17 protein-coding genes are annotated in these 17,683 nt (G+C 72.9%); 7 read left to right on the plus strand and 10 right to left on the minus strand.

Features of this window, described 5'->3' with window-relative positions:
* Positions 1 to 953: 953 nt before the first annotated feature.
* The 6 genes from ACIBQZ_RS34915 to ACIBQZ_RS34940 all read right to left on the minus strand — a co-directional run bounded on the left by ACIBQZ_RS34915 (position 954) and on the right by ACIBQZ_RS34940 (position 7,331).
* Positions 954 to 2,366 (minus strand): acyl-CoA carboxylase subunit beta, encoded by a 1,413-nt coding sequence (locus tag ACIBQZ_RS34915; protein WP_396093121.1) that lies wholly within the window; start codon positions 2,364 to 2,366, stop codon positions 954 to 956.
* 23 nt (positions 2,367 to 2,389) lie between these two features.
* Entirely contained in the window at positions 2,390 to 3,616 is a 1,227-nt protein-coding gene (fabF, locus tag ACIBQZ_RS34920) for a beta-ketoacyl-ACP synthase II (protein WP_396093122.1), read from the minus strand.
* A gap of 1 nt (position 3,617) precedes the next feature.
* Complete coding sequence (locus ACIBQZ_RS34925; protein WP_203771246.1) at positions 3,618 to 3,860, minus strand: acyl carrier protein; 243 nt, start codon at positions 3,858 to 3,860, stop codon at positions 3,618 to 3,620.
* Between the two features lie 55 nt (positions 3,861 to 3,915).
* On the minus strand, positions 3,916 to 4,866 hold the full coding sequence (locus ACIBQZ_RS34930; RefSeq protein WP_396093123.1) for a beta-ketoacyl-ACP synthase III: 951 nt from the start codon (positions 4,864 to 4,866) through the stop codon (positions 3,916 to 3,918).
* A 31-nt stretch (positions 4,867 to 4,897) separates the two neighbouring features.
* Positions 4,898 to 6,070: an acyltransferase domain-containing protein gene (locus ACIBQZ_RS34935; RefSeq protein WP_396093124.1), complete on the minus strand. Its 1,173-nt coding sequence runs from the start codon at positions 6,068 to 6,070 to the stop codon at positions 4,898 to 4,900.
* A 175-nt stretch (positions 6,071 to 6,245) separates the two neighbouring features.
* Positions 6,246 to 7,331 carry a PucR family transcriptional regulator gene (locus ACIBQZ_RS34940; protein WP_396093234.1) on the minus strand — a complete coding sequence of 362 codons (1,086 nt, stop codon included), beginning with the start codon at positions 7,329 to 7,331 and terminating at the stop codon, positions 6,246 to 6,248.
* A 397-nt stretch (positions 7,332 to 7,728) separates the two neighbouring features.
* On the opposite strand from ACIBQZ_RS34940, the gene ACIBQZ_RS34945 reads away from it, so the two are divergent.
* The 4 genes from ACIBQZ_RS34945 to ACIBQZ_RS34960 all read left to right on the plus strand — a co-directional run bounded on the left by ACIBQZ_RS34945 (position 7,729) and on the right by ACIBQZ_RS34960 (position 9,939).
* Complete coding sequence (locus tag ACIBQZ_RS34945; protein WP_396093125.1) at positions 7,729 to 7,947, plus strand: hypothetical protein; 219 nt, start codon at positions 7,729 to 7,731, stop codon at positions 7,945 to 7,947.
* 92 nt (positions 7,948 to 8,039) lie between these two features.
* Positions 8,040 to 8,603, plus strand: a complete 564-nt coding sequence (locus ACIBQZ_RS34950; RefSeq protein ID WP_396093126.1) for a TetR/AcrR family transcriptional regulator — start codon at positions 8,040 to 8,042, stop codon at positions 8,601 to 8,603.
* Positions 8,604 to 8,650: 47 nt separating this feature from the next.
* Positions 8,651 to 9,178 carry a sigma factor-like helix-turn-helix DNA-binding protein gene (locus ACIBQZ_RS34955; protein ID WP_396093127.1) on the plus strand — a complete coding sequence of 176 codons (528 nt, stop codon included), beginning with the start codon at positions 8,651 to 8,653 and terminating at the stop codon, positions 9,176 to 9,178.
* Positions 9,175 to 9,939, plus strand: a complete 765-nt coding sequence (locus tag ACIBQZ_RS34960) for a hypothetical protein (RefSeq protein ID WP_396093128.1) — start codon at positions 9,175 to 9,177, stop codon at positions 9,937 to 9,939. Before ACIBQZ_RS34955 ends, ACIBQZ_RS34960 begins: the two co-directional genes overlap by 4 nt.
* Before the next feature lie 28 nt (positions 9,940 to 9,967).
* Here ACIBQZ_RS34960 and ACIBQZ_RS34965 read toward each other — a convergent pair whose 3' ends face one another.
* Both ACIBQZ_RS34965 and gltX read right to left on the minus strand, forming a co-directional pair.
* Positions 9,968 to 10,585 carry a hypothetical protein gene (locus ACIBQZ_RS34965; RefSeq protein ID WP_396093130.1) on the minus strand — a complete coding sequence of 206 codons (618 nt, stop codon included), beginning with the start codon at positions 10,583 to 10,585 and terminating at the stop codon, positions 9,968 to 9,970.
* A gap of 409 nt (positions 10,586 to 10,994) precedes the next feature.
* Entirely contained in the window at positions 10,995 to 12,404 is a 1,410-nt protein-coding gene (gene gltX / locus ACIBQZ_RS34970) for a glutamate--tRNA ligase (RefSeq protein ID WP_396093131.1), read from the minus strand.
* Between the two features lie 123 nt (positions 12,405 to 12,527).
* Here gltX and ACIBQZ_RS34975 point away from each other — a divergent pair, with 123 nt between their 5' ends.
* Positions 12,528 to 13,895: a glycosyl hydrolase family 18 protein gene (locus tag ACIBQZ_RS34975; RefSeq protein ID WP_396093132.1), complete on the plus strand. Its 1,368-nt coding sequence runs from the start codon at positions 12,528 to 12,530 to the stop codon at positions 13,893 to 13,895.
* 43 nt (positions 13,896 to 13,938) lie between these two features.
* Here the strand turns inward: ACIBQZ_RS34975 and ACIBQZ_RS34980 are convergent, their stop codons facing one another.
* A complete protein-coding gene (locus ACIBQZ_RS34980; RefSeq protein ID WP_396093133.1) occupies positions 13,939 to 14,535 on the minus strand; it encodes a CGNR zinc finger domain-containing protein in 597 nt (198 codons plus the stop codon).
* Between the two features lie 110 nt (positions 14,536 to 14,645).
* On the opposite strand from ACIBQZ_RS34980, the gene ACIBQZ_RS34985 reads away from it, so the two are divergent.
* Together ACIBQZ_RS34985 and ACIBQZ_RS34990 are read left to right on the plus strand one after the other, a co-directional pair.
* The gene (locus ACIBQZ_RS34985; protein ID WP_396093134.1) at positions 14,646 to 15,179 is read left to right on the plus strand and encodes a dihydrofolate reductase family protein; all 534 of its coding nucleotides are present in this window, start codon (positions 14,646 to 14,648) and stop codon (positions 15,177 to 15,179) included.
* Between the two features lie 8 nt (positions 15,180 to 15,187).
* Positions 15,188 to 15,502, plus strand: coding sequence for an ArsR/SmtB family transcription factor (locus tag ACIBQZ_RS34990; protein ID WP_396093135.1), 315 nt, complete (start codon positions 15,188 to 15,190; stop codon positions 15,500 to 15,502).
* On the opposite strand, the gene ACIBQZ_RS34995 is transcribed toward ACIBQZ_RS34990, so the two are convergent.
* Positions 15,492 to 17,612, minus strand: coding sequence for a methyl-accepting chemotaxis protein (locus ACIBQZ_RS34995; protein WP_396093136.1), 2,121 nt, complete (start codon positions 17,610 to 17,612; stop codon positions 15,492 to 15,494). The genes ACIBQZ_RS34990 and ACIBQZ_RS34995 overlap by 11 nt on opposite strands.
* Positions 17,613 to 17,683: the final 71 nt, after the last annotated feature.

The raw sequence follows: 17,683 nt of genomic DNA on the forward strand, positions 1-17,683 counted from the left end.
GCCACCCGCTACGACAAACTCGCCGTCCGGTACGAGGCCACCGTCCAGATCGCCGCAATCAACGAGTGGCTATGACACTTTCTAAACACGACCTAGGTCGGCGGTCGTGCTTGGCCTGGGTCGCGCCTGGCCGGGGTTGACGCTCGGCCGGGTCGCGCTTGGCCCGGGGTTTGCGCTCGGCCGGGCCTGGGCTCTGTGCTGGTTCCGGGAACGTGGGGGGCCAGGCGCCGCGGCAGACGGCAGGTGGCGAAGAGAGGGAATGCCGCGTTACGTGCCGCACCGGGCAGGGCATCCTGCCGGTGGAGATGACGGCCGAGGCGGTGGTGACGCCTCGCCGAGGGGCTGCCCCCGTCCGGGCCCGCCCGCCCTGGTTCGTGTGGAGGACAACGCGTGAGGACGGACAGCCGGCGTCAGCGTGATCGGCACACCCCGAGTCAGGGGGCGCGTCGGGCTGTTGGGGGCCGCGCGCACCGGGCCGGCCCACCCAGGTCTGGGAGCGCGCCGGGCCGGCCGAGGGCCGCCCCCGCTCTGATTCGGGCGACTGACAGCGGCAGGGAAGGTGGGCCGCACGGGCTGACCTGGGCCGGGGCCAGCGAATTGTGCGGCTCCACCGCTTGCCGGGATCGGGCCGCGGGTCTGGGCCGTGCTGGGCTGCGGTGTGGTGAGGTGGGCCGCGCTCATCGGTATCGGGCCGCGGGGGTCGGGGCTGTGGTGAGGTGGGCCGCGCTCATCGGTATCGGGCCGCGGGGGTCGGGGCTGTGGTGAGGTGGGCCGCGCTCACCGGTATCGGGCCGCAGGGGTCCTGGCTGTGGTGAGGTGGGCCGCGCATGGCGGGAGTGGGCCGCGCTGGCTGCGGCACGGGAAAGGTGGCCTGCTCTCACCCGGCCGTCCAGGAAGCCCAGCTGCGGCGTCAGAGCCGAATGGCGGAGAGCACCAAGCGCCCCCACCCGCCCTCAGAGCGGGATATTCCCGTGCGCCCCCCGAGCCGCCGGCGCCCCCGCCAACGCCTCAGCGATCCGTCGCCGGCTCTGCTCCGGGGTGATCACCGCGTCCACCACGCCGATCTCCAGCGCCCTGTTCACCCCGCCAGCCGTCTGCAGCTGCTGCTGGATCAGCAGCTCGCGGACCGCCTCGCGTTCCTCCTGTGGCGCTGCTGCCAGCCTTTTCCGGTGCAGGATGTTCACCGCTGCGCTTGCGCCCATCACCGCCACCTCGGCCGTGGGCCACGCGAAGACCGCCGTGGCCCCCAGCGACCGGGAGTTCATCGCGATGTACGCGCCCCCGTAAGCCTTCCTCGTCACCAGCGTCACCCGGGGCACCACCGCCTCCGCGAACGCGTGCAGCAGCTTCGCCCCTCGCCGGACCACGCCGTCCCACTCCTGGCCCAGGCCCGGCAGGTAACCCGGCACGTCCACGAGCACGATCAGCGGTACGCCCAGCGAGTCGCACATGCGCACGAAGCGGGCCGCCTTCTCCGCGCTGGTCGCGTCCAGGCAGCCGCCCAGCCGCAGCGGGTTGTTGGCGATCACCCCGACGGTACGGCCACCGAACCGGCCCAGCGTCGTTGACACGTTCGGCGCCCATTTGGCGTGCAGTTCCACGCCGGGCTCGTCCAGCAGCGCGCGGACCACCGGCTTCACGTCGTAGGCCCGGTTGAACTGGGCCGGCATGCTCTGTGACAGGTCGGTGTCCATCGCCACGTCCGCCGGGGTGAGGCGGCCCTGGCGGCCCAGCAGCACGGTGAGCTTGCGGGCCTCGGCCAGCGCGCTCTCGTCGTCCTTGGTGGTGATGTGCACGACGCCGGAGCGGCGGCCGTGTGGTTCCGGGCCGCCGAGGCGTTCCATGTCGACCTGTTCGCCGGTGACGCTGCGGACCACCTCGGGGCCGGTCACGAAGATCCGGCCCGCCTTGCTCATGATCACGATGTCGGTCAGCGCGGGGCCGTAGGCCGCGCCGCCGGCTGCCGGGCCGAGCACCACGGAGATCTGTGGCACCCGGCCTGACGCGCGCACCATGGCCGCGAACACCTGGCCGACCGCGTCCAGGGCGACCACGCCCTCGGCGAGGCGGGCCCCGCCGGAGTGCCAGAGCCCGAGCACCGGCACCCGTTCGCGGACCGCCGTGTCGATCGCGTCGACCACGTGCCGGCAGCCCTCGGCGCCCATCGCGCCGCCCATCCGGGTGGCGTCGGTGGCGAAGGCGACCGCCGGCGTGCCGTCGACCTCCCCCCGCGCCCACAGCACGCCCGAGTCGTCGGCGGGCGCGAGCAGGCGCAGCGAGCCGCGGTCGAAGAGCGCCCGCAGGCGCACCTCCGGATCCCGGCTGTCGGCGACGGCCGGGTCGGCCGGCGAGGAGGTCGCGGTCACGGCGTTCTCCTACTCGGTGCGGGTCACGCGCGGGTGAACACCAGCGCGACGTTGTGACCTCCGAAGCCGAACGAGTTGTTCAGCGCGGCCGGGATGTCGAGCGGACGGGCCTTGTGCGCGGCGACGTCGAGCGACAGGGCGTCGTCCGGGTCGTCCAGGTTGATCGTCGGCGGCACCACGCTGTCCCGGATCGCCAGGATGGTGGCGATCGACTCCAGCGCCCCGGCCGCGCCGAGCAGGTGCCCGGACATCGACTTGGTCGAGGTGAGGACGGGGTGGTCGCCGATCGCCGCGTGCAGGGCGGCGATCTCGGCCATGTCGCCGACCGGGGTGGACGTGGCGTGCGCGTTGACGTGTTTGATGTCGCTCCTGCTGACACCCGCGTCGGCCAGCGCCTTCGCGATGGCCCGGATCGCGCCGGCACCCTGGGGGTGCGGCTGGACGATGTCGTAGCCGTCCGAGGTGACGCCGGCGCCGGCCAGCCGGGCGTAGATGGTCGCGCCGCGGGCGATGGCGTGGTCGGCGCGTTCGAGCACCAGCGCGCCGGCGCCCTCGCCGAGCACGAAGCCGTCGCGGCCCTTGTCCCACGGCCGGGACGCCTTCTCCGGCTCGTCGTTGCGGGTCGACATGGCCCGCATCGCGGCGAACCCGGCGATCGGCAGCGGGTGGATCACCGCCTCGGTGCCACCGGTCATGACCACGTCGGCCCGGCCGGCCCGGATGAGGTCCAGGCCGAGCGAGAGTGCCTCGGCGCCGGTCGCGCAGGCGCTGGCCATCGCGTGGACGCCGGCCTGGGCGCCGAGCTCGAGGCCGACCCAGGCGGCGGGGCCGTTGGGCATGAGCATCGGCACGGTGTGCGGGCTGACCCGGCGCGGCCCGGAGGCCTCCAGGATGTCGTCCTGGTTGAGCAGGGTCTGCGCGCCGCCTATCCCGCTGCCGAAGCTGACCGCGAGGCGCTCCGGATCGAGGCCCGAGTCCTTCAGGCCGGAGTCGGCCCAGGCCTGGTGGGCGGCGATCAGCGCGATCGCCTCGGAACGGTCGAGCCGGCGCAGCTTGATCCGGTCGAGCACCTCGGAGGGGTCGACGGCGAGCGACGCGGCGATGCGTACGGGCAGCTGCGCGGCCCACTCCTGGGTGAGCGCACTCACCCCGGAGCGGCCGGCAAGCATGGCGTCCCAGGTGGACGCGACGTCCCCGCCGAGCGGGGTCGTCGCGCCGAGCCCGGTGACGACGACGTCTGTAGTGCTCATGTCAGTGGTTCGCCTCGATGAAGGTGACGGCATCGCCGACGGTCTTGAGGTTCTGGACCTCGTTGTCGGGGATCTTGACGCCGAACTTCTCCTCGGCGGCCACCACGACCTCGACCATGGACAGCGAGTCGACGTCCAGGTCGTCGGTGAACGACTTCTCCTCGGCGACGTCGTCCGGGTTCACGCCGGCGACCTCCTCGAGGATCTCGGCGAGGCCGGATGTGATCTCAGCGCGGGTTGCCATGTTCGGTGGTTCCTCTCGATGGTGGGGAAAACTCGCGGACCGGACCTTCGCCGCCCTACGGGCAGCGGATGACCTGCCCCGCGTACGTGAGGCCGCCGCCGAAGCCGAAGAGCAGGACCGGGGCGCCCGAGGGCACCTCCCGGCGCTCGATGAGCTTCGACAGGGCCAACGGCACACTGGCCGCTGAGGTGTTGCCGGATTCGACCAGATCCTTGGCGACGACCACATCCGGGCCCAGGCCCAGCCGCTTGACGATGCCGTCGATGATGCGGGTGTTGGCCTGGTGCGGCACGAAGGCGGCGAGCTCGTCCGGGCGGACCCCGGCCCGCTCGCAGGCCTGCAGCGCGAGCGGTGCCAGCGCGGTGGTCGCCCACCGGAAGACGGCCTGGCCCTGCTGCTGGATGTACGGCTGCCAGCCCTCGATCCGCAGCACGTCGCCCTTCTCCGGGGCCGAGCCCCAGAGCACCGGGCCGACGCCGGCCTGCTCGCCGTCGGGGACCGCGGAGACCACCGCCGCGCCCGCCCCGTCGCCGAAGAGCACCGCGGTGGTGCGGTCGGTCCAGTCGGTGACGTCGGAGAGCTTCTCCGCGCCGATGACGATGGCGTTGCGGCTGGCACCCGCCCGGATCGCATGGTCGGCGGTGCCCAGCGCGTAGGAGAAGCCGGAGCAGGCGGAGTTCACGTCCATCGCCGCCGGGGCGAGGATGCCCAGCCGGGCGGCGACCCGGGTGGCCACGTTCGGGCAGCGGTCGACGGAGGAGCAGGTGGCCACGACGACCATGTCGATGTCGGCGGCGCCGAGCCCGGAGCCGGCCAGGGCCTTCTCCGCGGCGAAGGTGGCCATGTCGGCGACCGACTCGGCGTCCGCGACGCGGCGCTCGGCGATGCCGACCCGGTCCCTGATCCACGCGTCGTTGGTGTCGACGATCTTGGCGAGATCGTCGTTGGTGACAATGCGCGAGGGCTGGTAGTGCCCCATCGCGACGATGCGGGAACCCGCGGTCATCGTGTTGCTCCTTCGATCGCGACGGACACGGTCACTGCTGTTGCCCACCGATGCGGGCCACCGGCTGGCCGGGGGCCACCGGGTCGTCGTGATGGGCCAGCCACTCGGTCAGCAGACCGGCCGCGTGCGCGGTGACGGCGACCGGGCCCTGCCGGGTGAGCACCTGGCCGACGGTCTGACCGGTGCGCACGTCGGCGCCCTCGGCGAGGCCCGCGGCGGGCTGGAACAGGCCCGCGCTCGGCGCCACCACCACCCGGAACAACGGGCTCGGCTCGTGGGTCGGCACGGTGCCGTGCCGGGCGATCAGGTCGCGGGCCGCGGGCAGGTCGGCGGGGGTGTTGAGGGTGACGATCTCGGGGGCGTTGTCGCCCTTGAGCTCGCGCTTGACCAGCCCGGCCAGGGTGCCGGCCGGGGGCAGCTCGATGATGCCGGTGACGCCCAGGTCGCGCAGGTTGCGCATGACCAGGTCCCAGCGGACCGGGGCGGTGACCTGGCGGACCAGGCGCTGGAGCAGCTCGCGGCCGTGGACGACCGCGGCGCCGTCCAGATTCGACAGCAGGATGCGCGCCGGGTCGGCGACGGTGACGCCGCCCGCGACGGCGCCGAGGGCCTGCTCGGCCGGCGCCATGTACGGGGTGTGGAACGCGCCGGCGACCTGGAGCGCGATGACCCGGGCCCGGGCCGGCGGCTCGGCGGCGAACTTGGCCAGCCCGTCCAGCGCGCCGGCCGCGACGATCTGACCGGCGCCGTTGCGGTTGGCCGGGTAGAGCCCGTGGCGCTCGATCGCGGCGATCACCTCGTCGGCGTCGCCGCCCAGCACGGCGCTCATGCCGGTGGACTCCAGCGCGCAGGCGGCGGCCATCTCGCGACCGCGGACCCCGGCGAGCATGATGGCGGCCTCGGCGGGCAGCACCCCGGCGAGGGCGGCGGCGCCGAGCTCGCCGACGCTGTGCCCGGCGACCAGGGCGACGTCGTACATCGGCAGGTGCTCGGCGGCGAGCAGGGCGGCGGCGACGAGCAGCGGCTGGGTGCGCGCGGTGTCCTTGATCTCGTCGGCGCCGGCGGCGGTGCCGAGGTGGATCAGGTCCACGCCGGCGAGGGCGGACCACCACGTCAGCCGGGCCTCGGCGCCGGGCAGGTCGAGCCATCCGGAGAGGAAGCCGGGCTTCTGGGAGCCCTGGCCGGGCGAGAGTACGGCGAGCACGGAGTTGACTCTCCCGGATGGGGACGGGTTCCGGGGTTGCCGCACGGGACCAAACCCTACGACCGGTGTTGTAGCTTTCCTACAAACACCCCCGCGTTTCGTCCAGATTGGGCATGATATCGGGGCTCTGCTCGGCCGAGATGACCGTGGCGCCGGCCCTGCCCCGGGCGGTGATTTAGCTCGCAGGATCGAGCCGCCCGATGGTCAGCGCCATCCGCAGCGCGAACGCGTCCCGCCCGTCCAGCGGGGACAGGCCGGTCACCTCGGTCACCCGCTTGAGCCGGTACCGCACGGTGTTGGGGTGCACGAACAGCTCCCGGGCGGCGCTCTCCAGCACGCCGCCGGCGGCGAAGAACGCGTCCAGCGTCTCGAGCAGCCCGCCGCCGGCCCGGGACAGGGCGCCGTACACGTCGTGCCGCAGGGCCCGCCGGGCCTCGGAGTCACCGGCCAGCGCGCGTTCCGGCAGCAGGTCGTCGGCGCCCACCGGGGTCGGTGCGCCGGGCCAGGCGCGGGCCGCCCGGAAGCCGGCCAGCGCCGCCCGGGCCGACTCGGTGGCCTGGTCCAGCGACGGCACGGCCGGGCCCACCACGATCGGGCCCTCGCCGAAGCTCGCCGCCAGGTGCCCGGCCGCGGCCAGCGGGTCGGTGGCCCCGCCGAGCACGACCACCAGCCGGTCGCCGTGCACGCCGCCGATGACCTCGACCCGGGCCCGGCGGGCGGCGCGGTAGACCGCGTGCAGCACCGCGGTGATGTCCCCGCCGGGGGAGCGGCCGACCACGACCGCGACCGGCGGGGCGTCCGCCCAGCCCAGCGCGCCGGCGCGGCTGGCCAGCACGTCGGAGGAGTCGCCGCGCAGCAGCGCGTCGACCAGCAGCGCCTGGAGCCGGGCGTCCCAGGCGCCGCGGGACTCGGCGGCGCGGGCGTACACCCGGGCCGCCGAGAAGGCGATCTCCCGGGAGAACTTGAGGATGGCCGTCGCGAGGGCCTCCTCCTCGCCGGCCGCGGCCAGGCTGGTGACCTCGGCCTCGGCCACGTCGATGGTGACCTTGATGAGGGCGACGGTCTGGGTCAGCGTGATCGAGCGGGCCAGCGCGCGCGGGGCGGCGGCGAAGACCTCGTCGGAGATCTCCTGGGTGCCGGCCGCGGTGCCGCCGGAGCGCAGCCACTCGACCAGTGACCGGACGCCGGCCTGGGCCACCAGCATGACCCAGGAGCGCTGGTCGGCGGGGAGCGCCCGGAACCACGGCAGGGTCTCGTCCATCCGGGCCACGCTGGCGCTGGCCAGGGCCCCGGCGCGGCGCTCGACCCGGCGCAGGGTGGCGGCCAGCGGGGGGCGTTTGGGCGTACCCCCGGGTTTTGTCTCGGCTGCCACCCGGCCAGCCTGTCACGACCGCGCCGCCGGCCGGGCGCCGGAGTGTCGCGTGCGGCCTTTTCCGTAGCCGTCACGGCCCCGGGGGTTGTACCGTTCCGCGCGGTTGCTGAGCGTCTTTCGCATGTAACTTTTGGGTTATTTGTCCGTAATAGCGGTGAGCCTTCACCGCGATTCCGGTCGGTGACCTGGCAGGGTGTCGTCGTAACACCGCTCGCGTATTAATGCGGAGCCCCGCGGTGCCGATGAGACCCGGTAGTTCGGACGACGGGCAGGAGAGGAGGCAGGGATGACGGAACGCGAGGACAACCAGCTGTATGCCGACGCGGAGCAGGCCGCCGCGGAGGAGCCGTTCCCCCCGGCCACCGAGGAGCCGGTCGGCGACGTCCCGCACCGGGTCGGCTGCCGCACCGAGCTGCGCGGCTGGGCCGGCGCCCACCTGCACGGCGCGGTTCGCCCCCGGCGCCGAGCCGTGAGCCGGGGCCGTCCGCCCGGCCGCTGGTGCTGAGCCACGGCCCTGCTCACCCGCGCGGGTGACTGGCGGCGGTGTGGCGGGCTCGTTCCGTCCCATCCGCCGGCCGCGCTCGACACGGTGGTTCCGTGGACGACAAGAGACGACTCATTCTCGACCAGGCCCTGGCGCTCGTCGACGAGCAAGGGCTGGCGGCCATGTCGATGCGGGCCGTCGCCGAACGGGTCGGACTCACCTCCATGGCCCTCTATCCGTACGTCGGGGGCAAGGACGCCCTGCTCGACGGCCTGGTCGATCTGCTGCATCTGGAGCTCGGCACCGGGTACGGCGAGGACCCGGCCGGCATCGACTGGCGGCAGCGGCTGTGTGCCCTGGGCCGAGCGGTCCGGGCGCTGTCCCGCGCGCATCCCGGCGCGTACCCGTTGCTGCTGAACCGCCGCTCGGCCGGCGCCTCCGCGTCCTGGCTGACCGCCGCGCTGCGGAGCTGCCTGCACGACGCGGGCGTGCCGGCGGAGCAGGTGCCGCGGCTGACCCGGATGATCTGCGCGTTCCTGCTCGGCTACACCGTCGGCGAGGTGACCGGGGGACTGCCCGCCGACGAGGAGGCCGTCCACGACGACGCGGCGGCGGAGTTCGATGCCGACCTGGACGACCTGGTCCGGCTGGTGGAGGTCACCGTTAGCAGCACGTGAGGCCGTTCCGCGTCGGCGACCGGGGACTGTGGCCTATAAAGAGGCTTATGTCCGACGCGTACGTTCTGGAGCGGTACATCCAGCTGCGCCGTGCCGCGTTCCTGATGTGTGGCGACTGGGCGCTGGCCGACGACCTCGCCCGTACCACCCTGGCGCGGGTGCTCGCCGACCCGGACATCACCGAGCCGGACCTGTGGGCGTACGCCGACCTGATGGCGGCCTTCAAGAAGCCCCGCGGCCGCCGGGAGCACGTGTTCGTGGCCCCGGAGCAGCCGGTGCCGGTCGGCGCCGGCGCCGCGTCCGCGAACAGCTCCGGCGGTGGGCGGCAGCAGCTCGCCATCGCGCCCACCGCGGCCGCGGCCCCGCCGGTCGGCGCCTCCGTGCACACCGTGCTGGTGCTGGACGCGCTGCACGGCCTCTCCCCGCGCTGCCGTGCCGTGCTGGTGCTGCGGCACTTCTGCGGGCTGGCCATCGACGAGACCGCGGACGCCCTCGACATCGACGACAGCCGGGTGCTCGCGTTCGAGGCGGAGGGCCTGGGCGCGTTCGCGGGGCTGCTGGTGGGTGTGCGATGAGCGCGCTGCTCACCGAGGTGCTGGAACGCGCCTGCGAGAGCGAGCCGCCGCCCGAGGACGCCGTTCCCGACATCAGCCGGCGCGCCGACCGGCTGCGCCGCAAGCGCGCCCGCGGCGTGGTGCTGGCCGGGCTGGTCGCGGTGGCGCTGGTCGTGCTGCTCGGGTACGCGCTGACCACCGTCCTGCTGCCCGGCCCGAAGCCCCGCTCGGCCGCCGCGGTGCCCGTGCCCCAGCCGCGCCCGTCCGCGGTGCTCGACCTGGTGCTGAGCGTGCTGGCCCCGCCGGTCGACGCGAAGGGCTACCGGATCGTGCCGCGCGAGCCCGCCGTCGGCGCCGGCTGGCGGCAGTACACGGTGCTCGGCCCGGACGGGGAGCCGCGCGGGCTGGTGGAGGTCGCCATCTACGACGCGCCGGCCGGGCTCTGCCTGCCGGTGCGGGCCGAGCCGGACGCCTGCGCGCTGCCGGACCGGACCCGGGCGGGCAGCGAGTATGCCCGCTACGCCGAGACCGGCGACGTCGACTGGCAGGTGCACGAGGTGATTGCCCGGCGGGTGGTCGACGGCCGCACGGTGGCGGTCATGGCCACCGGCGAGCGGGGCACCGGCAGCGCCGAGCAGGGCGAGCCGCCACTGACCACGGTGGAGGTGGCGCAGGCCGCCACGAACCCGCGGCTGCCGGACGCCTTCGGGGTGGGCGAGCGGTGCAACCCGCCCGCGCCGGCCTGCCCGATCCTGCGGGTCCCGGTGCGCCCGGCCGGCTGACGGACCGCCGGACGGGCGCGCGGGTGGCTCAGACCCGGCGGCGGATCAGGTACGCGATGCCGCCCAGGCCCAGCAGGATGACGAGCAGGACCGCGCCGTTGAGCAGGAACAGCCGGCGCACGTCGGCGAGCACGTCGGTGCCCACCGCCAGCGGGTCGAGCTCGTCGTCGGGCACCTCCTCGCCGACGCCGCCGCCGATGCCGCCGCTGACCACGTCCGGCTTCTCCTTCAGCGGCACCCCGCTGAGCCGCAGCGACTCCGACATGGTCAGTCGCCCGTAGAACCAGCCCGGGGTCTTCTTGCCGGCCGGCTGCTTGGCCGGGCGGAAGGCGCGCGGGCCGCCGGCGGCGTTCGGGTAGAGCTCGTAGGTCTGGCTCGCCTTGTCCTTGACCAGCACGATGACCGTGAACTTCGGGCCGAGCTTGTCGGCCTTCGGCTTGGAGGTGGTCGGCGCCGTGGTGGCCAGCCAGCTGACCTCGCTCAGCAGCCGCTTGAACAGGTCGGGACGCTCGGCCGCCTGCACCGTCAACGTCTCGCCGGGGAACTTTCCGGCGATCTGCACGGCGGTCGGCTTCGGCGCCGGCTTGGGCGCGGCCGCCGGGGCGGCCTGCGCGGCGCCCGGTGGCGCGAGGCCCGCGCTCAGCACGACACTCGCTGCTAGCATTCCAGTCGCCGACAGCAATCGGGCGATCACCCCTTGAACCACCGTCCGGCCTCCCCGCCCCGTGGATGACATGCGTGCGCTGATCGTGCCGACGCGCCCGGACCGGACCCGCCGCCGGCACGGGCCAGTCCCCACAGCCTTCCCGCAGATGGTCTCGGCCGCATCTCGGACCGGGACGAATTGGAGCTATCTGGGATCGGCTGCGGCGGTGCACGACGGCCGCTGATCAGCGCGCGAATAGTACCCAGGGCAAGCAAGCCGGAGCGGTCCCCGTCACCCGTGCTGCTGACGTTCCCACCCCTTCGGCGGGCGGGGACGGCCCTCAGGTTGCCTGGTGAGGTACGCGCGCGCCGTCATCGCGGCGCGCGCGTACCGAAATGATCACGAAACCTCAGGCGAGGCGGGCCCGGGCGCTCGCCAGCCGGGCCAGGGTGCGCTCGCGGCCCAGCATCTCCAGCGACTCGAACAGCGGCAGGCCCACGGTGCGGCCGGTGGTCGCCACCCGGACCGGCGCCTGGGTCTTGCCCAGCTTGAGCCCGCGCTCCTCGCCGACCCGTTCGAGGGTGGCCTTGAGCGGCTCGGCCGACCAGGTCTCCAGCGCGGCGAACGCGATGCCGGTGGCGTCGAGGATCTCGGCGGCGCCTTCCTTCATCGCCTTGTTCCAGGACTGCTCGTCCCGGACCGGCTCGGCCAGGAAGAGGAAGTCGACGTACTCGACGATCTCGCTGAGCACCGCGATGCGGGTCTGTGCCAGCGGCGCCACCGCGGCGAACACGGCGGAGTCGAAGGCCGCCGGCTCCCACGGCGGGGCCGGGATCGTGTCGGTGCCGCCCAGCCACGGTGCGCAGACCGCGGCGAACTCCTCGGCGTCCAGGGCGCGGATGTAGTCGCCGTTGAACGCCCGCAGCTTCTTGACGTCGAAGAACGCGGGGGAGTGGCTGACGTTCTCCAGCCGGTACTCCTGCTCGACGACCGACCACGGCACGATCTCGCGGTCGCCGGAGGGTGCCCAGCCGAGCAGCATCAGGTAGTTGCGCATCGCGGCGGCCAGATAGCCCTCGTCGCGGTACGACTCCAGCGCCACCTTGTCGCGCCGCTTGGAGAGCTTCTGCCGCTTCTCGTTGACGATGACCGGCACGTGGCCCCAGACCGGCGGCTTGACCCCGAGCGCCTCCCAGAGCAGCTGCTGCTTCGGGGTGTTGGGCAGGTGCTCCTCGGCGCGGATGACGTGGGTGATCCCCATGGTCATGTCGTCCACGACGTTGGCCAGCAGGAAGACGGCCGAGCCGTTGCTGCGGGCGATGACGAAGTCCTCGATGAGCTTGTTCTCGAAGGTCGGCTCGCCGCGGACCAGGTCGACGACCACGGTTTCGCCCTCGTCGGGCGTGCGGAAGCGCAGCGCCCTGCCCTCGCCGGGGCCCAGCGCCCGGTCCCGGCAGAAGCCGTCGTAGCCGGTGTGGGTGTTGCCGGTCCGGGCGATGACGTCGTCGCGGGAGCAGTCGCAGTAGTAGGCGCGGCCCTCGCCGTACAGGCGGGTGGCGGCGGCGGTGTGCTCATCGGCGTACGACGACTGGAAGTAGGGGCCCTCGTAGGAGCCGCGTTCGATACCGATCCAGTCGAGTGCCGAGAGAATGCCCTCCGTCCATTCGGGACGGTTGCGGGCGGCATCGGTGTCCTCGATGCGCAGGACGAAGACGCCCCCGGTCTGCTGTGCGTAGATCCAGTTCTGCAGCGCCGAACGGGCACCGCCGACGTGGAACATTCCGGTCGGAGAAGGGGCGAAGCGTACGCGTACTGTCACCCGACCAGCCTACGGCCAGTGTCGAGGGGGTTGTCGGCGACCTTTTATCACGACGTATATTGACGTCTATTAGTAAACCTTCTTAAGATTCAGGCCCCCCACCCCGAGTCGAGAAGGTCCCCGATGAGAAGAAAACTGTTCGCCGTCGCGGCCGCCGTCGCCGTGGCAGCCGCCGGCGCGGTGGTCATGCAGGGCACGTCCGAGGCCGCCGTGCTGCCCAACAACTTCAAGAGCGTCGGCTACCTGCCGTCCTGGGCCGGCAGCGTCAACGCGATCCAGTACAGCAAGCTGACCCACATCAACTACGCGTTTGTGCTGCCGAACGCCAACGGCACCCTGCAGGGCGTGCCGGACCCGGCCAAGCTGCAGTCGCTGGTCTCGCTGGGTCACCAGAACAACGTCAAGGTCGGGCTCGCGCTCGGCGGCTGGAACGACGGCAACGACTCGGCGTTCGAGGCGCTGGCCGGCAACTCCGGCGCGCGCACCACGTTCGTCAACGCGGTCATGGGCCTGGTCAACCAGTACAACCTGGACGGCATCGACGTGGACTGGGAGTACCCGGACCCGGGCACCTCCGGGAACAACTACACGGCCCTGATGCAGCAGCTCAGCACCGCCCTGCACAACCAGGGCAAGCTGCTCACCGCCGCGGTCGTCTCCGAGGGCGGCACGGCCAACGGCGTGCAGCCCGCGGTCTTCGGCATGGTCGACTGGCTGAACATCATGGCGTACGACGGCGGCAGCCCGCACGCCAACTACGACTGGTCGATCGCCAGCGTCAACTTCTGGAAGAACCGCGGCCTGCCGGCGGCCAAGGCGGTGCTCGGCGTGCCGTTCTACAGCCGGCCCGGCTACCGGACGTACGCGCAGATCGTCGCCACCAACCCGGCCTTCGCCAACCAGGACTGCGCCACGATCAGCGGCGTCAGCGAGTGCTACAACGGCCTGCCGACGATCCGCCGCAAGACCCAGTGGGCCATGGCGAACGCCGGCGGCATCATGAACTGGGAGCTCAGCCAGGACGCGACCGGCGCGAACTCGCTGGTCAGCGCGATCTACTCGGTCGCCACCGGGGGCGGCACCCCGCCGACCACGCCGCCGGCCGGGCGCACCGGGCGGATCACCGGCATCGCCGGCAAGTGCGTGGACATCGCCGCGGCCTCGTCGGCCAACGGCACCGCCGTGCAGCTGTACGACTGCAACGGCACCGCCGCGCAGAACTGGACGGTCGGCACCGACGGCACCATCCGTGGCCTGGGCAAGTGCCTGGACGTCGCGGCCGCCGGCACGGCCAACGGCTCGCTGGTGCAGATCTACGACTGCAACGGCACCGGCGCCCAGCAGTGGCAGGCGCAGAGCAACGGCACGCTGCGCAACCCGGTCAGCAACAGGTGCCTGGACGCGGCGAACAACAGCTCGGCCAACGGCACCCGCCTGCAGATCTGGGACTGCTTCGCCGGTGCGAACCAGCGCTGGGCCCTGCCCGCGTAACCGACCGGTCCGCGCGGTCCCCGCCGATCAGGGACCGCGCGGATCACGGCCGGTCCGGCGCCGAGCGGTGCGCGCGCACCTTGGCCCGGTTGCCGCAGCGGTCCATCGAGCACCAGCGCCGGTTGCCCGGACGGGACGTGTCCAGGTAGATCAGCGCGCAGTTGTCCGCGGCGCACATCCGTACCCGGGTGCTGGTCGGCGGGGTGAGCGTCGCGACCGCGTCGCGGGCTATCAGCGCCGTGAGCTGGCCGGCCAGGACGGGCCGCCGCCAGCTCCGGGCCAGGCCCGGCCCGATCTGAGGTACGGGCACCGGGCCGGCCGCCACCCGATTGATCACCGTGGCCTCCGCCCGGCCCGGCGCCGATCCGGTGGCCAGCGCCCACGCGCCCGCCCAGATCGCCTCGCGCAGCTCCTTGACCAGGGCCAGGTCCTCCTCGGTGACCACCACCTCGGTGGGCGTGACACCGGCCGCGCCGGGGTCGAGCCGGCTGGCGAACGCCCACCGCACGAAGTCACCGGGGGCGTGCAGCATCTCGAAGCGCGCCCGCATCCCGGCGCCGCCGCTGACGCTGGACAGCTCCAGGCACAGCGCGCCCGCGTCGAACGTGAACACCTGACCGTCCGGATGCCGTACGCGCATGTAACCGTTTATACCCGTTACCCGGAAGCCGGTGTTTGACCGGGCGGGTCGCGGGCGGTAATTTACCGATCAGCTAATTAACCGTACGGTAAAACAAGGAGCTGATCGGGATGGGCAGGATCGTCGCAGTGGAGTACGTGACCCTGGACGGCGTCTTCGAGGAGCCGGCCTGGAGCGGCCCCTACTTCAATGACGAGCTGGGCGCCTGGCAGGACCGCAACCTGCGGGAGGCCGACGCGCTGCTGCTGGGCCGGCGCACGTACGAGGGCTTCAAGGCTGCCTGGCCGCAGATGGAGGCGGAGACCGGCGACTTCGGCATGAAGATGAACGGCATGCCCAAGCACGTCGCCACCACCACGCTGAGCGTGCCGGAGTGGAACGCGCAGTTCCTGCGGGGCGACGTCGTCGAGGCGGTCCGCAAGCTCAAGACCGAGCCCGGCTCGCTGCTGATCAACGGCAGCGCCTCGCTGGTCAACCTGCTGACCCGGCACAACCTCATCGACGAGTACCGGCTCATGGTCTACCCGGTGGTGGTCGGCGAGGGCCGCAAGCTGTGGGACGAGGGCACCAAGGTCGCGCTCCAGCTGACCGACACCTTCACCACCAAGACCGGCGTCGAGGTCCTCACCTACCTGCCGGCCTGACCGCCGCGATGGCCACCGACCAGCTGAGCGCGATCTTCGGCGCGCTCGCCGACCCCACCCGCCGCGCCATCCTGGCCCGGCTGGCCGAGGGCGAGGCCACCGTCAACGAGCTGGCCGAGCCCTTCGCGATGACCCTGCCGGCCATCTCCAAGCACCTCAAGGTGCTGGAACGGGCCGGCCTGATCTCCCGGGGCCGGCAGGCGCAGTGGCGGCCCTGCCGGCTCGAGGCCGACTCGCTGCGCGAGGTCTCCGAGTGGGTCGGCCGCTACCGGCAGTTCTGGAGGTCCAGCTACGACAAGCCGGCCAGGCACCTCACACCGTGAAGCGGCCCACCAGGCCGGTCAGCCGGTGGGCCGTCGTGCTGAGCTCGTCGGCGGCCCGGTGCGACACCGACACCGCCGACCGGGTGCTGTCCACCGCGCCGCTGACCGCGGTGATGCCGAGCGCGATGTCCTGACTGCCGGTCGCCACCTCGCTGATGTTGCGGGCCATCTCCGCGGTTGTCGCCGCCTGCTCCTCGACAGCTGCCGCGATCGCCGTCTGGTAGTCGTTGACCTTGGCGATGGTCGCGGTGATCGCGGTGATCGCCGCGACCGCGCGGGCGGTGTCCTCCTCGATGGCGGTCACCCGGGCGGTCACGTCGCCGGTCGCCCGGGCCGTCTCCTGGGCCAGCTCCTTGACCTCGCCCGCCACCACCGCGAAACCCTTGCCGAGGTCGCCCGCGCGGGCCGCCTCGATGGTGGCGTTCAGCGCCAGCAGGTTGGTCTGCTCGGCGATGCCGGCGATCAGGCGCACCACGTCGGCGATCTTGGTGGTGGAGAGCCGCAGCTCGCCGATCACGCCGGTCGCCGTCTCGGCCAGCCCGACGCCGTCCTGGCCGGCCCGCGCCGCGTCCTGGGCGTTGCTGGAGATCTCGCCGATCGACGCGCCCATCTCCTCGGCGCCGGCCGCGACCGTCTGCACCACCTGGGTGATGCCCTCGGCGGCCCGGCTGGCCGCGCCCGCCCGGCCGGAGGCGTCCTCGGCGGAGGAACTCAGCTCGCCGCCGGTGGCGGCGACCTGCCCCGCCGACCGCGAGACGTCGTCCGAGGCGCCGGCGACCTCGACGATCACCTCACGCAGCTCCGTGACGGCGATGTTCAGTGCGGTGCCGGCCCGGCCGATCTCGTCCTGGCCGCTCGGCGGCACGGAGACCGTCAGATCCCGCTGGGCGAGCCGGGTCAGCGCGGTGGTCAGCCCGCTCAGCCGGCCCGAGATCCGGCGCGCCTGCCAGGCCGCGACCAGGCCGCCGGCCAGGGCCAGGAGCACCGCGGCGATGCCGAACGCGGTCAGCATGGCGTAGCGCCCCTCGCGGACGGCGTCGACCGCGAGCGCGGCGTCGCCGTCATAGCCACCGACGGCGATCGCCCAGGAGTACGGCGCGTAGTACGCGACCGTCGTGGTCGAGTCGCCGGCCGGAGCACCGCCCGAACCCGGCAGCTGATACACCGCCCGCCAGGTGGCCCCGTCCTTGAGCTGCGGCGCCTGGGCGGTGATCTCCTTGACGTACGCCGTGCCGTTCGCGTCGGTGTCGTCCAGCGCGGTGTTCCCGGCGGCACCGTCGAGGCTGGAGGCGATGACCCGTCCCAGGTCCGCCTTCGCGGTGCTGTAGACGGTGACCCAGCCGTTCTCGCGGACCTGGGTCGCCGAGATCGCCGCCGTGAGGTTCTCCAGCGCGGACGCCTGGGGTACGCCGACGTACAGCGCGCCGATCACCCGGCCCGAGGCGTCCTTGACCGGGTCGTAGGCGGTGACGTACCAGGAGTCGACCACCAGGGCCACCCCTCGGTACGGCTTGCCGGCCTTGATCGCGGCGGCCACCGCGTTCGGCGTCCCGTCCGCGGTGAGCGCCGGGATATAGGTGCCGATCGCGCGGTTGCCCGTCTTCGCCTTGACGTTGGTCGCCACCCGGAGCAGGTCGCCGGCCTCGTTCATCCGCTGGAACACCGTCACCGTGCCGCCCAGCAGTGACACCGTGTCGTCGACGAACGGGGTGGTCCGCTTCAGGTCCAGGTTCTGGCCGAGCCATTGACCGTCGACCGTCACCCGGGGCAGCGTGACCGCCCGCTTGGCCTGCGACAGCTGGTTGGTGGCGGTCCAGGTGGTGGTGTCGTCGTCCAGCCGCAGGCCGCCGCGCTGGGCGAGCAGCCCGTTGGCCGCCCGCATGTCACTGTCGACCCCGCTCTGCACCTCGTCGCCGACCGAGCTGACCAGCCGGCCGACGTTCGCGGTGGTCAGGTCCAGGTCCTCGGCGTTGAGCTTGGCGACCGCCGCGCCGGTCCGGTCGGCGAACGCGTCACTCTGCCAGGCGCCGACGCCGACCAGGACGACGGCCGTGCTGACCACCCCTCCCAGACCGAGCGCGAGCAGTTTGTGGCTGATCTGGAACCCCATGCCCGGCCCATCGGCTCAATCCGGAGATATCTGAGCTTCTGCGCGGAAAGGGGGGAAGCCCGTCGGGCCTC

It is taken from the genome of Actinoplanes sp. NPDC049599 (assembly GCF_044465625.1).
In the GTDB taxonomy this organism is placed as follows: domain Bacteria; phylum Actinomycetota; class Actinomycetes; order Mycobacteriales; family Micromonosporaceae; genus Actinoplanes.

Bases quoted from the DNA above. Each gene is read 5' to 3' on its own strand.
- ACIBQZ_RS34985 (WP_396093134.1), top strand. From the start codon at position 14,646: ATGGGCAGGATCGTCGCAGTGGAGTACGTGACCCTGGACGGCGTCTTC.
- ACIBQZ_RS34925 (WP_203771246.1), bottom strand. From the start codon at position 3,860: ATGGCAACCCGCGCTGAGATCACATCCGGCCTCGCCGAGATCCTCGAG.
- ACIBQZ_RS34960 (WP_396093128.1), top strand. From the start codon at position 9,175: ATGAGCGCGCTGCTCACCGAGGTGCTGGAACGCGCCTGCGAGAGCGAG.
- ACIBQZ_RS34980 (WP_396093133.1), bottom strand. From the start codon at position 14,535: ATGCGCGTACGGCATCCGGACGGTCAGGTGTTCACGTTCGACGCGGGC.
- ACIBQZ_RS34940 (WP_396093234.1), bottom strand. From the start codon at position 7,331: ATGGACGAGACCCTGCCGTGGTTCCGGGCGCTCCCCGCCGACCAGCGC.
- ACIBQZ_RS34995 (WP_396093136.1), bottom strand. From the start codon at position 17,612: ATGGGGTTCCAGATCAGCCACAAACTGCTCGCGCTCGGTCTGGGAGGG.
- ACIBQZ_RS34975 (WP_396093132.1), top strand. From the start codon at position 12,528: ATGAGAAGAAAACTGTTCGCCGTCGCGGCCGCCGTCGCCGTGGCAGCC.
- ACIBQZ_RS34955 (WP_396093127.1), top strand. From the start codon at position 8,651: ATGTCCGACGCGTACGTTCTGGAGCGGTACATCCAGCTGCGCCGTGCC.
- fabF (WP_396093122.1), bottom strand. From the start codon at position 3,616: ATGAGCACTACAGACGTCGTCGTCACCGGGCTCGGCGCGACGACCCCG.
- ACIBQZ_RS34930 (WP_396093123.1), bottom strand. From the start codon at position 4,866: ATGACCGCGGGTTCCCGCATCGTCGCGATGGGGCACTACCAGCCCTCG.
- ACIBQZ_RS34945 (WP_396093125.1), top strand. From the start codon at position 7,729: ATGACGGAACGCGAGGACAACCAGCTGTATGCCGACGCGGAGCAGGCC.
- ACIBQZ_RS34990 (WP_396093135.1), top strand. From the start codon at position 15,188: ATGGCCACCGACCAGCTGAGCGCGATCTTCGGCGCGCTCGCCGACCCC.